Below are 13,569 nucleotides of genomic sequence, written 5' to 3' on the forward strand. Positions count from 1 at the left end.
GCTTGGAAGCGGGCGCATCCGGCCGCCCGGGAGCCGTCCATGAGCGAACCAATCAATGCGCTGGTGCAGGCCGCCGGCGCGGCTGCCAACCAGGGGCGCTGGAGCGAGGCCGAACAGCTCTGGCGCCGGGTGCTGGCGGCCGAGCCGCGCAACCCGCACGCGCTCTACAGCCTGGGCGTGCACGCCTTCAAGCGCGGTCAGTTGGCCGAGGCGCACGGGCTGCTCCAGGCCGCGCACGCGGCGGCCCCGCGCGAACCGGCGGTGGCGATTTCCCTGGCCGTGGTGCTGCGCGAGATGGGTGACCACGCCGGCGAGCTGCGTGCGATCGAGGCCTCGCTGGCCGCCGATCCCTATTTCCTGCCGGGCCTGCTGGCGAAGGCAGGCCACCTGCAGCGGCATGGCAAGCCGCGTGCCGCCGCTGCGGTCTACCGCAATGCGCTGAACGTGGTGCCGCAGGAGTCCCATTGGCCGGCACCGCTGCGAGCCCAGTTGCAGCAGGGGCGCGAGCTGGTCGAGAAGGTCGGCCGCGAGATGGCTGCCTTCCTGGCCGACCGCATCGGCACCCGCGCGGCGGCACTGACGCCCGCCGAGGCCGAACGCTGGCGGGAAGCGGGCGCGATCATGAGCGGGCAGTCGATGTCCTATCCTTCGGTGTGCAGCCGGCTGCAGGTGCCCAGACTGCCGGCCATTCCCTTTTTCGACCGCGCCGCCTTCGACTGGGTGCCGGAGGTGGAGTCGCGCACCGAGGCGATCATCGCCGAGATGCGCGCCGCCCTGTCCGAGGACGATTCCGGCTTCCGGCCCTACGTCGCCTACGAGGCCGGCGTGCCGGTGAACCAGTGGCAGGAATTGAACCACTCCCGGCGCTGGAGCAGCTACTTCCTGTGGCAGCACGGCAAGCCGGTGGCCGAGCGCCTGGCACGCTGCCCGGAAACCGCGCGTGCACTCGAGGCGGTGGAGATGGCCGACATCGGTGGCTTGTGCCCGAACGCGATGTTCTCGGCGCTGGCGCCACATACCCACATCCCGCCACACCACGGCGAGACCAATGCCCGGCTGGTCGTTCACCTGCCGCTGATCGTGCCCGACCACTGCCTCTACCGCGTGGGTTACGAGCGCCGGCGCTGGAACGTGGGCGAGCTGCTGATCTTCGACGACAGCATCGAGCACGAGGCCCGCAACGACAGCGACGAACTGCGCGTGGTGCTGATATTCGACGTATGGAACCCACTGCTGTCGTTGGCCGAACGCGAGATGGTGCGCGCGGTATCGGCTGCCGCGGCGGAGTTCCAGCGCCAAGCCTGATAATCGAACAAGCCGGGAGTTGATGATGGATGAGACAAGGACGCAGGGCGAAGCCCACGCATTGCAGGCCGCCGTGGCTCAGGGTTTCGCGCTGCTCGAGCAGGGCAAGCTGGCCGAGGCCACCGCGCACTGCCGGTCGCTGGTGCTGGCCCATCCTGCCGATCCGCAGGTGATGATGCTGGCCTGTGAAGTGCGGTTGGCCAACGGGGACCTCGAGTCTGCGGTCCAGGCGGCCGACGCCGCGCTCGCGGGACTGCCGGGAAGCGCCGCGGTCACGCTGAAGAAGGCGCACATCCTGGTGATGATGCGGCGTCGCACCGAAGCCATGCGGCTGGCGCGCGACGTGGCGGAGCGTGAACCATCCGACGGTCGTACCCAGTGGGCCGCCGGCAAGATCCACGCCAATTGCGGCGACGCGGCCGCGGCCTGTGGCTACTACGAGGCCGCGCAGGCCGCCGGCCTGCGCACCTGGCCGCTGAGCTTCGACCTGGCCAGCGCCCAGTTCTTCGCGGGCGAGTTCGATGGCGCGGAGCAGAACCTCGCCTACGTCCTGCAGCAGTCTCCCGCGCAGGGGCAGGCGATGTACCTGCGGTCGATCCTGCGGCGCCAGACCGCGGCCAGCAACCACGTGGCCGACCTGCAGGCGCGCCTGCGCGCCCCGATGCCGTCGCCGGCCGCGGCGGCGGCGGCGCTGTATGCGCTGGCCAAGGAATTCGAGGACCTCGGCCAGGCCGACGAGTCGATCCGGGTGCTCAACGAAGGCGCCGCGCTCAAGCGGCGTTCGCTGGCCTACGACGCCGTCGCCGAGCGCGATGTCATTGAAGGCCTGCGCGGGATTTACACGCGCGATGCCATGGCCCGCCCGACGCCGGGACACGACGAGGAGGGTGCGATCTTCATCGTGGGCATGCCGCGGACCGGGACGACCCTGGCCGAGCGCATGCTGGCCAGTCATCGCGAAGTGGGCTCGGCGGGCGAGCTGATGGACTTCGGACAACTGCTGGCGGGTGCCGCCCAGCAGGCCCAGCAGGCGCACCCGCACCTGTCGCTGGCCGAGGCGTCGCTGTCGATCGACTTCGCGGCCCTGGGCCGTGACTACATGGCCTCCGCCCGGCAGGCGGCCCCGGGCCATAAGTATTTCATCGACAAGATGCCGACCAACTTCATGTACTGCGGCATGATCCGCAAGGCCTTGCCGAAGGCTCGCATCATCCATCTGGTGCGGGATCCGATGGACACCTGCTACGCGGTCTACAAGACGCTGTTCAACCAGGCCTACCCCTTCAGCTACGACCAGGCCGAGCTGGCCGAGTACTACCTGACCTATCGACGCCTGATGCGGCATTGGCACGAGGTGATGCCGGGCGAGATCCTCGACCTCCACTACGAGCTGTTGGTTACCGACACCGAAGCCCAGGCCCGGCGGATGCTGGCGTATTGCGGCCTGGACTGGCAGCCGGACGTGCTCGATCCGTCCGCGCACCCGGGCGCCATCGTCAGCGCCAGCGCGGCGCAGGTGCGCGAGCCGGTGCATGCCGGTTCGGTCGGCAAGTGGCGTCGCTACGAGGCCGGGCTGCAGCCGCTGCGGGACCGGCTGGCCTCGGAAGGCCTGCTGGCAGGCTGAGCGGCAGACCCGCTGGAAGAACGAGAGGGCCCTGCGGGGCCCTTGTTTTTTCCTGCGTAATGGTCCGGCCTGGGCGATGGGCCAAAAAAAAGCGGCGGGCCGAAGCCCGCCGCTCAAGGTGTTGCTTGGGTGTTGCTTAGAACTTGAAGCTGACCGAGGTGAAGAAGTAACGGCCGGCCTGGTCGTAACCGCCCAGCGAGTTACCGTTCAGCGGGGCCAGGGCGCCACCGACCAGCGGCGGCTCCTTGTCCGCGATGTTGTTCACGCCGACGGTGATCTCCGCGTACTCGCCGATGTAGGCCGAAGCCGACAGGTCGAAGTAGTTGTACGCGTCGATGCCGCCGTTGGCCGCGGTCAGGGTGTCGCCGGTGCCGGGCGCGCCGCTGGTCAGGGTGTAATCCATGGAGCCGTAATGGCGCCAGCGGAGGTTCACGGTGTACCAGTCACGCGCATAACGCACGTTGGTGATGCTGCGCCAATCGGGCGACTGGCAGTTCGGGTTGACGGTGCCGGCGCAGTCGTAGGTCGCGTCTTCGTTCACGCCCGGCAGCGGGGCGAACTCCTGCTCGAGCAGGTAGGTGCCCTGCAGCGAGGTGCTGAAGCGACCGCCCAGAGCGTCGAAGCGGTAGTTGACGCCCAGGTCGATGCCGCGGAACGAACGCTCACCGAAGTTGTCGGTCAGGTTCACGATCAGGCCAGCGGTGGCCGGATCGTTGCCGCGCCAGACGTCGCCCAGGTTCGAACGCTGCACGCGATCGCACAGGAACGGGTCGCCGGTGATGCCGCAGAAGTTCAGGATCGTCGAGGCGCCGACGGTGCCGATCGCATCTTCCAGGAAGATGTCGTAGTAGTCGATGGCGATCTGCAGGTTGTCCATCGGGGTGATGACCACGCCGAGGGTGTAGGTGTCAGCCTGCTCCGGCTTCAGGTTCGGGTTGCCACCGACGAACTGGTTGTACTGGCCCGCCGGGTTGTCGGCGACCAGGCCGTAGCGGGAAGCATCCAGGCCGGTGTTTTCGCACTGGGCGACGGTGAAGGACGGCGTCGGGCCGGCGCACGGGTCGGAACCCGACCACAGGGCGATCGACTGGGTCGAGAACAGCTCGTTGATGCCCGGCGCGCGGATGGCGCGGTTGTAGCCACCGCGGACGCGGACCATGCCGAGGTCGGCGTTGAAGCCGAGCTTGTAGGTATCCGCGGCGCCCGACAGGTCGTAGTCGGAGTAGCGGTAGCCAACGTCGAAGGACAGGCTGTTGACGAAGCCAGCATCGGTCAGGACCGGGATGATCGTCTCGAGGAAGAGCTCGGTCACCTTGGTCGAACCGGACACCGGCGAGGCCGGGCCGCCGGCGCCGGCGAAGTTGCCGGCCTGGCTGTCGGAGTCGGCGTTGAAGTCATACGACTCCTCGCGCCACTCGGTACCCACCACCAGCTGGATGTTCTCGCCACCGGCCGACGGGAAGCCGAAGCCGACGTCACCCGTGGCGTAGGCGTTGAACGAGGTCAGGCGGGTCGCGGTCTCGTAGATCGAGGTGCCGGCGAGGGCCGCGGCGGCCTCCGGGGTCACGCTGTTCGGCTGCCAGACGTTGTACGGGATGCAGCCCGCGAACGAACCGGCCGGGCAACCCAGGATGCCGTCGACGATGCGCTGGTTCAGGAAGTCGTTCAGGCCCTGGCTGTCGTCACGGGTCTGCGCGTGCAGCACCGAGGCGTTGTACGACCAGTTGTCGTTGATCGAGCCTTCCAGGCCGGCGACGACGCGGAACGAGTTGGTCTCGTCGATGCGGATTCGCGGGCCGCCTTCGACGTTACGCTTGAGCACGTAAACGATGAAGTCGTCGGTCGGGTCGGTCACGCCGAGGTCGGCGCAGAGGCTGCCAACGAGCGCGTTGTCGCAGGTGAGCGGCGGCAGGGCGGTGAAGAACGCGCCCGACTCGGCGATCTGCGAGGAGTCGCCCTTGTTCACGAACATGGTCTCGAGGTACGGGCGGAAATGCTCGTTGATCTCGTACTTGATCGAGGTGCCGAAGGTGTAGCGCTCGTCCGGACGCTGGTAGTAGTTGATCGGGGCGTAGTTGTACGGGGCGCCCCAGGTGCCGGCCCAGCTGCCGTCCGGATTGAGCGAGCCCAGCGAGACGAAACCGCTGCTCGGCTGGTAGATGTAGAAGTTGCCGGCCGCGTTGGTGGCCGAGCCACCGCAGGCGGTGCCCGCAGCGTTCAGGGCGCAGGACGAGTAGTCGCGCTCACCCTGGAACAGCGGGTCGTTCTTGCGGTAGGTCAGCCAGGCGGTGGCATGGCCGGCGCCGTCGGCGAAGGTGCTGCCCATGGCGATGTCGACGTTCTTCGAGACGCCGTCGAAGCCGGAGTTGCCGGTCGGGTAGTCGAAGTTGCGGGCGTCGAGACGGCCCTGCATGTAGGCGTTGTCGTTCTTGTGCTGGTAGGCGCTGTAGCCCGCGGTGATGCTGACGCCTTCAAACTCGGTGTCGAGCACGAAGTTCACCACGCCGGCGATGGCGTCGGAACCGTACACGGCCGAGGCGCCGCCGGTCAGGATGTCGACGCGGCTGACGAGCGAGGCCGGGATCATCGATATGTCGCGGACTTCCGCGGCACCCGGGGGCAGGCGGTTGCCGTTGACCAGGGTCAGGGTGCGCTGCGGGCCCAGGCCACGCAGGTCGATGGTCGGGTAACCGGTCGAGCCGTTGTTGGCGAAGGAGTCGAAGTAGGTCGACAGCTGCGGGTACTGGTTGACGAGGTCGTCGACGCGGGTGGCGCCGGCGAACTGGAACTCGTCACGGTTGATCTCGACGACGGGCGACGAGGCGGTGACGGTCTGGCTCTGGATGCGGGTACCGGTGACGACGATCGCGTCAAGGGTGGCGGCTTCGTCCTCAGTGCCTTCGTCCTGGGCGATCGCGGCGCCCGTGCTCATGGCGGACGCAGCACCCACGACGAGCGCGAACTTGATCGCGTCGCGGAGCTTGGTGGTCTTCAAAGTCATCTCTACTCTCCAAGTGGTTCTTGATTTGGCATGGGAGCCCGCCGCCGACGTGAAGCCACGCACCCCGGGTAACCGGCAGACCGCCCGACTATAAGCGGGCCCGGGCATTAATTAAAGTGTCGTTAAGAAAGCAGTCAAGAGCGTCTTCACGCGACCGATTGTCCTGAATGGGACGACGTCGCTTATTTTCGAAGGATTGTCGCTTTTTACCCGGCAGCGCTGCCGCCCCCAAAAAACATGTGGGAGGGACTTCAGTCCCGATGCCCTTCGCCGAAGAGCATCGGGACTGAAGTCCCTCCCACAGGGGAAGCGCGGGTCCGGGGCGGCTCAGCAGCAGCCGTGGTCGCCGAACTGGGCGGCACCGGCCTTCACGCCGACGCCCTGGGTCTTGCCCTGCTCGCTGGCCACGTAGTGCTCGGCGATCACCCGGGCCACGGCGGCGGTGACCCGCTTGCCGGTGGGGATGTGCAGGAACTCGTTCGGGCCGTGGGCGTTGGAGTGCGGGCCCAGCACGCCGGTGATCATGAACTGGGCGCCCGGGAACTTCTCGCCCAGCATGCCCATGAAGGGAATGGTGCCGCCTTCGCCCATGTACATGGCCGGGGCGCCGAAGAACTCCTGGCTGGCGGTGTCGATGGCCTTCTCCAGCCACGGGGCGAGCAGCGGGGCGTTCCAGCCGGTGCTGGCCTTCTCGAGCTCGACCTCGACCTTGCAGCCGTTGGGCGGGTTGGCCTCGAGCACGCGCTTGAGGATCTCGCCGGCCTTCTTCGGCTCCAGGGTCGGCGGCAGGCGGAGGCTGAGCTTCACGGCGGTGTGCGGGCGCAGCACGTTGCCGGCGCTCGACAGCGGCGGCATGCCGTCCTGGCCGGTGACCGACAGGGCCGGGCGCCAGGTGCGGTTGAGCACCAGCTCGGCCAGGTCGGGGTTCATCGGGGTCATGCCTTCCAGGAACGGGAACTTGTCCCAGACCTCGGTGCCCAGCACTTCGGCGGCGCGGCGGGCCTGGGCGATGCGCTGGTCGGGGATGTCGACGTACAGGTCTTCGACCAGGATCTTGCCGGTGGCCTCGTCTTCGAGCCGCGACAGCAGCTGGCGCAGGATGCGGAAGCTCGAGGGCACGATGCCGCTGGCGTCGCCGCTGTGCACGCCTTCGCTGAGCACGCTGACCTTGAGGTTGCCGCCGGCCAGGCCGCGCAGCGAGGTGGTGCACCAGAGCTGGTCGTAGTTGGCGCAGCCCGAGTCCAGGCACACCACGAGCGAGGGCTTGCCGATGCGGTCGGCCAGGTGGTCGACGTAGAAGGGCAGGTCGTAGCTGCCCGATTCCTCGCAGGCTTCGATCAGGATCACGCAGCGGCTGTGCGGCTTGCCCTGTTCCTTCAGCGCGCGGATGGCAGTGAGCGAGCCGAACAGCGCGTAGCCGTCGTCGGCGCCGCCGCGGCCGTAGAGCTTGTCGCCCTTGATCACCGGCTTCCACGGGCCGAGGTCGTCGGCCCAGCCGGTCATCTCGGGCTGCTTGTCGAGGTGGCCGTAGAGCAGCACGCAGTCGTCGCCCTCGCCGGGCACCTCGATGAAGATCAGCGGGGTGCGGCCCTCGAGTTCGACCACTTCCACGGTCATGCCGGCGATCGGCTGCGCCTTCGCCCAGCCCGCGAGCTGCTTCACGGCGTCGTCCATGTAGCCGTTCTCTTTCCACTGCGCATCGAACATCGGCGACTTGTTCGGGATGCGGATGTACTCGACCAGCTGCGGGACGATGTCGCCGTCCCAGGCGTCGGCGACGAAGCGGTCGGTCTTGGCGGTGTCCATGGCTTTCCTTCTTGCAGCGAGGGGATGTCCGGATTTTACCCCCGATGGCCGGGACCCTGCCGAACGCAGGTAGGAAGGCGCCGACGCGGCGAGCTGCGCGCTTCGCAGGGCGTCCGCCGGCGAATGGCGATGGGGCCGCGTGCGCGACCGATCGAGACTGGCGCTGCCGGTGCGGGCCGACCGCGGCCGGTCCACCCATTCCCGAGAGGTATCGCCATGCGCAAGTCCATTTCCCTGCTGTCCACCCTGCTGCTGTCGGCCCTGCTGGCCGGCGCCGCCCACGCCGCCGAAAAGGTCGACATCAACTCCGCCGATGCGGCCACGCTCGACCGCGTGCTCGACGGCGTCGGCCCCAGCAAGGCCGAGGCCATCGTCGCGCACCGCAAGCAGCACGGCGCCTTCCGCAGCGCCGACGAGCTGGCCGAAGTGAAGGGCATCGGCCTGTCCACGATCGAGGCCAATCGCGATCGCATCACCGTCGGCGCCGGCGCCGCGGGTGCGAAGGCGCCGCCGGCGGAGGACGCGGCCCCGAAGTCGCCGGCGCCGGCCGGGGGCTGAGGCGGGCGAGTGGCCGGGTCCGGGCTTGGCCGGATCCGGTCTCTCCGTAGCCCGGTCCCGGCCGGGCGGCTCTTCCTCGTGGCCCGGCTGCCGCCGGCTCCTTCCTTCCCCCTTGCCCAGGAGGCCTTCGATGTCCGCGATCCTGCCGGCTTCGGCCCGGCCTTCCAGCGGCTACCGCGCGCGGCGGCTGGAGCACCGCTCGGTGCCGGGCCGCACCTACGTGCTGACGGTCAACACCTTATATAAGCGCCCCGTGTTCCGGGACGACGAGGCGGCCCGGGCGGTCTGCCGGGTCCACACCGCCGCCTGGCCCTGGCGGGACGCCTGCCTGCTGGCCTGGGTGCTGATGCCGGACCACTGGCACGGGCTGGTCACGCTGGGCGAGCGGGATTCGCTGTCCACCCTGGTGGGCCGGTTCAAGGCGATCACCTCGCGCGCGGTCGAGGACCGGCACCGGGTGAACGGCTGGCTTTGGGGCCGCGGCTTCACCGATCGCGTGCTCGGGCCGAACGACGACCCGGTGGCGGAGGGCCGGCACCTCGTGGCCAACCCCGTGCGCGCGGGGCTGGTGTCCCGCCTCGCGGACTACGCCTACTGGAACGCGGCCTGGCTGCAGCCCGGCGACCTGTCGCCGGAGGACGCCGGCGTCGCGGCGACCAGCGTGCGGGACGGCGACGACGTGCCGCCGGGCTGAGTGCCGCGGGCGGGGCCTGCGCTAGACTTTGGCCATGATCCTGCCGCGCTACCGCATCGCTGATTCCACCATTCCCGGCGCCGGGCGCGGGCTGTTCCTCGAAGAGGCGGTGGCGCCGGGCCGCATCGTCGTCGCGCCGGACAACATCCCGGGCACGCAGCGCTGGGACAGCATCCGCGCGCGGCCCGATGCGGAGGCGGCGATGGCGGCGGCGGTGCGCTGGTTCGAGGACCAGTGCACGGTGTCGCTGGACTGGCCGGACGAGTGCTACGTCAACCACAGCTTCGCGCCGAACGGGCTGTGGCACCTGGGCTTCATCTTCGCGGCGCGGCCGCTGCAGGCGGGCGAGGAGTTGACGGTGGATTACCGCCACCTGCTGCCGGAGGGCGAGCAGGAAGCGTTCCGCGATGCCGCCAGCGGCGAAGCCATCATCGGTTTTTCCTGGTCGGAATCGCTGGCCCGTTCGACGCGCGAACTCGCCGCGCTGCAGGCCGCCTGATGCGCCTGCTGCACCTGCCCGCGCACGAATACCGCCGCGAACGCTGGCGCAACGAGCGCGGCTGGACCCGCGAGATCCACCGCCACCCCGAGGGCGCCGCCGACTGGCAGTGGCGCGTGTCCATCGCCGAGATCGACCAGGATGCGCCGTTCTCGCCCTTCCCGGGCTGCGACCGCGAGCTTGTCTTGCTTGCGGGCGAGGGCATGCACCTGCAGTTCGACGACGGCGAGCGCGAGCGCGTGCCGATGATGCCGCCGCACGACCGCCTGCGCTTCGCCGGCGAGCGCGCGCTGCATGCCGAGCTGGTGGATGGCCCGACCCACGATTTCAACCTGATCTGGCGCCGCGAGGCCTTCGACGCCACGCTGCTGCACCGGCCGCTGGTCGGCGCGATGGTTTTCTTCGCCGAACCCGGCGTCACCTGGCTCGTGCACCTGATGCGCGGCCAGGCGCACGTGAAGGACCTCGCCCGCCCGCTGCACCTCGCCCAGGGCGACAGCCTGCTGATGACCCACGACCCGGACGGCCCGACGCGCCGCATCCTCGACGGCGGCGGCGAACTCCTCCTCGCCAAGCTCACGCCACGGTAGGAGGGCCTTCAGGCCCGAAGCTTTTCAGACGCGGATCAACGCGGATAAACGCGGATAGAGCAAAAGCGATTCTGATTGGGTCATCGCGACGCGCAGCGGCCGGCGAAGATCCCCTCCAGTTCTTGCTCTATCCGCGTTTATCCGCGTTAATCCGCGTCAAAAATCTCTAACGATCATCGCGGGTCCAGACGGCGCCGTCTTCGCGCTTGACCGGGAATTTCGGCACGGCCGAGTAGGCCGGGGCGCAGAGGGCCTCGCCGGTGCGCAGGTCGAAGCGGGCGCCGTGCAGCGTGCATTCGACCTGGTCGCCGTCGATCGGGCCGGCGCTGAGTTCGAAGTCCTCGTGCGTGCACTTGTCCTCGAGCGCGTACAGGGCGCCGTCGAGGTTCACCACCAGGATCGGGGTGTCGCCGTCCCAGGCCACGCGCGATTCACCCGGCAGCAGCTCGGACTCGGCGCAGACGCGCACCCAGGCGGTCACAGCGTCTTCTCCAGCACCTCGAAGCGCAGGTCGTCGCGCAGCGGGATGCCGAAGCGCTCGTCGCCGTAGGGGAAGGGCTTCTTGAGGCCGGTGCGGCGGTAGCCGCGGCGCTCGTACCAGGCGATCAGCTCGTCGCGCACGTCGATCACGGTCATGCGCATCACGAGCATGCCGTAGTCGTCGCGGGCGATGCGCTCGGCCTCGGCCATCATCGCCTTGCCGAGGCCGCTGCGCTGCAGCGTCGGCACCACCGAGAACATGCCGAAGTAGCCGGCGCCATCCTCGACCGCCACGTGCGCGCAGGCCACCAGCGCGTCGCCGCGGAAGGCCAGCAGCACCTGGCTGCGGGGGCGCGCGATGTGCGCGAGCACGTCGTCGGGGTTGGTGCGGCGGCCGTCGAGCAGGTCGGCTTCGGTGGTCCAGCCGGCGCGGCTTACGTGGCCGCGGTAGGCGGACTCGACCAGGGCGACTATAGCCCCGGCGTCGGCCGGCGTGGCGGCGCGAAAGGCGAGGGGCGGCAGCCAGCCATTGCCAGCGTCGCCGCTCGCGGCGCTCGCGGTCGCGGGTTCCTTCTGCCAACTCATGCGAGCAGTTTCCTCACTTTCTCGATCGCGTCGCCCAGCGCCTCGACTTCAACGTGGGTGTTGTAGAAGGCCAGCGAGGCGCGGCAGGTGGCCGGCACGCCGAAGTGCGCCATCAGCGGATGTGCGCAGTGGTGGCCCGAGCGCACCGCGATGCCCTCGAGGTCGAGCAGCGTCGCCAGGTCATGCGCGTGCGCGCCTTCGACCAGGAAGCTGATCACCGCCGCCTTGCCCGGCGCTGTGCCGAACATGCGCAGGCCGGGGATGGCCGACAGCCGCGCCTCGGCCATGCGCAGCAGCGCCTGCTCGCGCGCCTCGATCTCGGCCATGCCGATCGCCTGCAGGTAGTCGACCGCCGTGCCCAGCCCGACCACGCCGGCGATGTTGGGCGTGCCGGCCTCGAACTTGTGCGGCGGGTCGTTGTAGGTCGTCTTCTCGAAGCGCACTTCCTTGATCATCTCGCCGCCGCCGAGGAAGGGCGGCATCGCCTTGAGGTGCTCGCGCTTCGCCCACAGCCCGCCCGTGCCGGTCGGGCCCAGCATCTTGTGGCCGGTGAAGGCGTAGAAATCGCAGCCCAGGGCCGGAATGTCGACCGCGCGGTGCGGGGTCGCCTGCGAGCCGTCCACGACGGTGATGACGCCGCGCTTGCGCGCCTCGCGGCAGATCTCGGCCACCGGGTTCACGGTGCCCAGCACGTTCGAGACGTGGGTGAACGCGAGGATCTTCACGTCGCCGGTGAGCTTGGCGCGCAGGTCGTCGAGGTCGAGCGCGCCCTCGGGCGTGATCTCGACGACCTTGATCACCGCGCCGGTGCGCTCGGCCACCAGCTGCCAGGGCACGATGTTGGCGTGGTGCTCCATGCGGGTGAGCAGGATGGCGTCGCCGGCCTGGAGCCGCGGCAGCGCGAAGCTGTAGGCCACGAGGTTGAGTGCGAAGGTGGTGCCGGACGTCAGCACCAGCTCGTTCGCCGGCACGTTGAGGAAGGCGGCCAGCTTGCCGCGCGCGCCCTCGTAGGCTTCGGTGGCCTCGCTGCCCAGCGCGTGCACGGCGCGCGAGACGTTGGCGTTGTGCTCGCGGTAGAAGGCGTCCACCGCGCGGATCACCGACTGCGGCTTCTGCGAGGTGTTGGCCGAGTCCAGGTACACCAGCGGCTTGCCGTGCACCTGGCGCGTGAGCACCGGGAAGTCGGCGCGGATGCTGAGCCAGTCGGGGCGGGTGGCGGCGCTCATCAGCTGGGGTCCTTGGCGTCGAGGCGTGCCGTGATCCGCTCGCCGAGGGCTTCGGCCAGCGACGCATCGCCCAGCACCGCCAGCGGCTCGCGCAGGAAGGCCTGCACCAGCAGCGCGCGCGCCTTGGCCTCGGGGATGCCGCGGCTGCGCAGGTAGAACAGCGCGGTCTCGTCGAGCCGGCCGACGGTGGCGCCGTGCGCGGCCTTCACCTCGTCGGCGTGGATCACCAGCACCGGCTGGCTGTCGATCTCGGCGGCGTCGGAGAGCAGCAGGTTCTTGTTCGAGAGGTTGGCGTCGCTGCCGTCGGCCCCGGCCTGGATCTCGATGCCGCCGTGGAAGACGGCGCGGCCGCGCTGGTCGGCCAGGCCGCGCCAGGGCAGCTCGCAGCGGGTATCGCGGGCCTGGTGGCGAATGCCGAGGCGGGTGTCGAGGTGCCGGCGGCCGTCGGCCAGCAGCACGCCGCCGGCCAGCACGGCGGCGCCGGTGCCCTGCAGATCGACGTTGAGTTCGTGGCGCGAGAGCGCGGCGCCGAGCTCGAGGTCGGCGCGGCGGTATTCGGCGCCCGCGGCGAGCACGGCGTCGGTGCGCGCGAACAGGCTGGCGCCGGTGTCCTCGGCCTGCACGCGGGCGTGCACCAGCCGCGCGTCGCGGGCCAGGTGCACGTGGGCCACGTGGTTGGCGAGGTGGCGGTGCGCGCCGGCGCCTAGGTGGTGCTCGACCACGGTGGCCGACGCGCCCGCGCGCAGCTCGACCAGGTGGCGCAGGTGCGCGGCGGCATCGGTGGCGCCGGGCGCGCCGACGAAGACGAGGTTCAGCGCGGCCTCGACATGCACGCCTTCGGCCACGCGCAGCAGCACGCCCTCGATCGCCAGCGCGGCATTGAACTTCGCGAACAGCGCGTCGGCCTCGTCGAACACGCGGCCGAACACCGCCACGGCGCGCGGGTCATCGCCGGCCAGCGCCTGCGACATCGGCCGCAGCTCGACGCCCGCGGGCAGGTCGGCCAGCGACGACAGCGCGGCGTCGAAGCCGCCGTTCACGAACACCAGGCGCGGCGACGGGATCGCGGCCACCACGGCGGCGTCCACCGGCGCGGCCACCGGCGCCGCGAAGCCACGCGCCGCCAGCGCCCGCAGCGAGGTGTACTTCCAGCTCTCGCTGCGCGGGCCGGGCAGGCCGGCGGCGAGCGCGGCGGCCAGGG

Annotated in this window: 12 protein-coding genes; 6 read left to right on the plus strand and 6 right to left on the minus strand. The window is 69.8% G+C overall.

The window, feature by feature from the left end:
* The first annotated feature begins 39 nt into the window (after window positions 1–39).
* Both N787_RS12815 and N787_RS12820 read left to right on the plus strand, forming a co-directional pair.
* Window positions 40–1,305, plus strand: a complete 1,266-nt coding sequence (locus N787_RS12815; RefSeq protein ID WP_034214795.1) for an aspartyl/asparaginyl beta-hydroxylase domain-containing protein — start codon at window positions 40–42, stop codon at window positions 1,303–1,305.
* A gap of 25 nt (window positions 1,306–1,330) precedes the next feature.
* Entirely contained in the window at window positions 1,331–2,929 is a 1,599-nt protein-coding gene (locus N787_RS12820; RefSeq protein WP_169742311.1) for a tetratricopeptide repeat-containing sulfotransferase family protein, read from the plus strand.
* A gap of 136 nt (window positions 2,930–3,065) precedes the next feature.
* On the opposite strand, the gene N787_RS12825 is transcribed toward N787_RS12820, so the two are convergent.
* Window positions 3,066–5,930, minus strand: a complete 2,865-nt coding sequence (locus N787_RS12825; RefSeq protein ID WP_034214799.1) for a TonB-dependent receptor domain-containing protein — start codon at window positions 5,928–5,930, stop codon at window positions 3,066–3,068.
* 327 nt (window positions 5,931–6,257) lie between these two features.
* Window positions 6,258–7,736 carry a M20 family metallopeptidase gene (locus N787_RS12830; RefSeq protein ID WP_034214803.1) on the minus strand — a complete coding sequence of 493 codons (1,479 nt, stop codon included), beginning with the start codon at window positions 7,734–7,736 and terminating at the stop codon, window positions 6,258–6,260.
* A 216-nt stretch (window positions 7,737–7,952) separates the two neighbouring features.
* On the opposite strand from N787_RS12830, the gene N787_RS12835 reads away from it, so the two are divergent.
* The 4 genes from N787_RS12835 (at window position 7,953) to N787_RS12850 (ending at window position 10,077) form a co-directional block, all read left to right on the plus strand.
* Window positions 7,953–8,294 (plus strand): ComEA family DNA-binding protein, encoded by a 342-nt coding sequence (locus tag N787_RS12835; RefSeq protein ID WP_034214806.1) that lies wholly within the window; start codon window positions 7,953–7,955, stop codon window positions 8,292–8,294.
* Window positions 8,295–8,424: 130 nt separating this feature from the next.
* Window positions 8,425–8,988, plus strand: coding sequence for an REP-associated tyrosine transposase (locus N787_RS12840; protein ID WP_052575459.1), 564 nt, complete (start codon window positions 8,425–8,427; stop codon window positions 8,986–8,988).
* A 34-nt stretch (window positions 8,989–9,022) separates the two neighbouring features.
* The gene (locus N787_RS12845) at window positions 9,023–9,487 is read left to right on the plus strand and encodes an SET domain-containing protein-lysine N-methyltransferase (protein ID WP_034214808.1); all 465 of its coding nucleotides are present in this window, start codon (window positions 9,023–9,025) and stop codon (window positions 9,485–9,487) included.
* Window positions 9,487–10,077 (plus strand): HutD/Ves family protein, encoded by a 591-nt coding sequence (locus tag N787_RS12850; RefSeq protein WP_034214811.1) that lies wholly within the window; start codon window positions 9,487–9,489, stop codon window positions 10,075–10,077. Before N787_RS12845 ends, N787_RS12850 begins: the two co-directional genes overlap by 1 nt.
* Window positions 10,078–10,243: 166 nt before the next feature.
* Here the strand turns inward: N787_RS12850 and N787_RS12855 are convergent, their stop codons facing one another.
* Genes N787_RS12855 through sufD form a run of 4 tightly spaced genes read right to left on the minus strand, consistent with a single transcriptional unit; the run spans window position 10,244 to window position 13,567 of the window.
* On the minus strand, window positions 10,244–10,558 hold the full coding sequence (locus tag N787_RS12855; protein ID WP_034214814.1) for a Rieske (2Fe-2S) protein: 315 nt from the start codon (window positions 10,556–10,558) through the stop codon (window positions 10,244–10,246).
* Window positions 10,555–11,079, minus strand: a complete 525-nt coding sequence (locus N787_RS12860; RefSeq protein ID WP_034214960.1) for a GNAT family N-acetyltransferase — start codon at window positions 11,077–11,079, stop codon at window positions 10,555–10,557. Before N787_RS12860 ends, N787_RS12855 begins: the two co-directional genes overlap by 4 nt.
* A 59-nt stretch (window positions 11,080–11,138) precedes the next feature.
* Complete coding sequence (locus tag N787_RS12865) at window positions 11,139–12,368, minus strand: cysteine desulfurase (RefSeq protein WP_034214817.1); 1,230 nt, start codon at window positions 12,366–12,368, stop codon at window positions 11,139–11,141.
* The gene (gene sufD, locus N787_RS12870) at window positions 12,368–13,567 is read right to left on the minus strand and encodes a Fe-S cluster assembly protein SufD (protein WP_052575460.1); all 1,200 of its coding nucleotides are present in this window, start codon (window positions 13,565–13,567) and stop codon (window positions 12,368–12,370) included. Before sufD ends, N787_RS12865 begins: the two co-directional genes overlap by 1 nt.
* Window positions 13,568–13,569 lie beyond the last annotated feature (2 nt).

Source organism: Arenimonas metalli CF5-1, from assembly GCF_000747155.1.
GTDB classification, from domain to species: domain Bacteria; phylum Pseudomonadota; class Gammaproteobacteria; order Xanthomonadales; family Xanthomonadaceae; genus Arenimonas; species Arenimonas metalli.

Excerpts from the sequence above, each read along its gene's own strand:
- N787_RS12815 (WP_034214795.1), top strand. The coding sequence starts at position 40 with ATGAGCGAACCAATCAATGCGCTGGTGCAGGCCGCCGGCGCGGCTGCC.
- N787_RS12820 (WP_169742311.1), top strand. The coding sequence starts at position 1,331 with ATGGATGAGACAAGGACGCAGGGCGAAGCCCACGCATTGCAGGCCGCC.
- N787_RS12825 (WP_034214799.1), bottom strand. The coding sequence starts at position 5,930 with ATGACTTTGAAGACCACCAAGCTCCGCGACGCGATCAAGTTCGCGCTC.
- N787_RS12830 (WP_034214803.1), bottom strand. The coding sequence starts at position 7,736 with ATGGACACCGCCAAGACCGACCGCTTCGTCGCCGACGCCTGGGACGGC.
- N787_RS12835 (WP_034214806.1), top strand. The coding sequence starts at position 7,953 with ATGCGCAAGTCCATTTCCCTGCTGTCCACCCTGCTGCTGTCGGCCCTG.
- N787_RS12840 (WP_052575459.1), top strand. The coding sequence starts at position 8,425 with ATGTCCGCGATCCTGCCGGCTTCGGCCCGGCCTTCCAGCGGCTACCGC.
- N787_RS12845 (WP_034214808.1), top strand. The coding sequence starts at position 9,023 with ATGATCCTGCCGCGCTACCGCATCGCTGATTCCACCATTCCCGGCGCC.
- N787_RS12850 (WP_034214811.1), top strand. The coding sequence starts at position 9,487 with ATGCGCCTGCTGCACCTGCCCGCGCACGAATACCGCCGCGAACGCTGG.
- N787_RS12865 (WP_034214817.1), bottom strand. The coding sequence starts at position 12,368 with ATGAGCGCCGCCACCCGCCCCGACTGGCTCAGCATCCGCGCCGACTTC.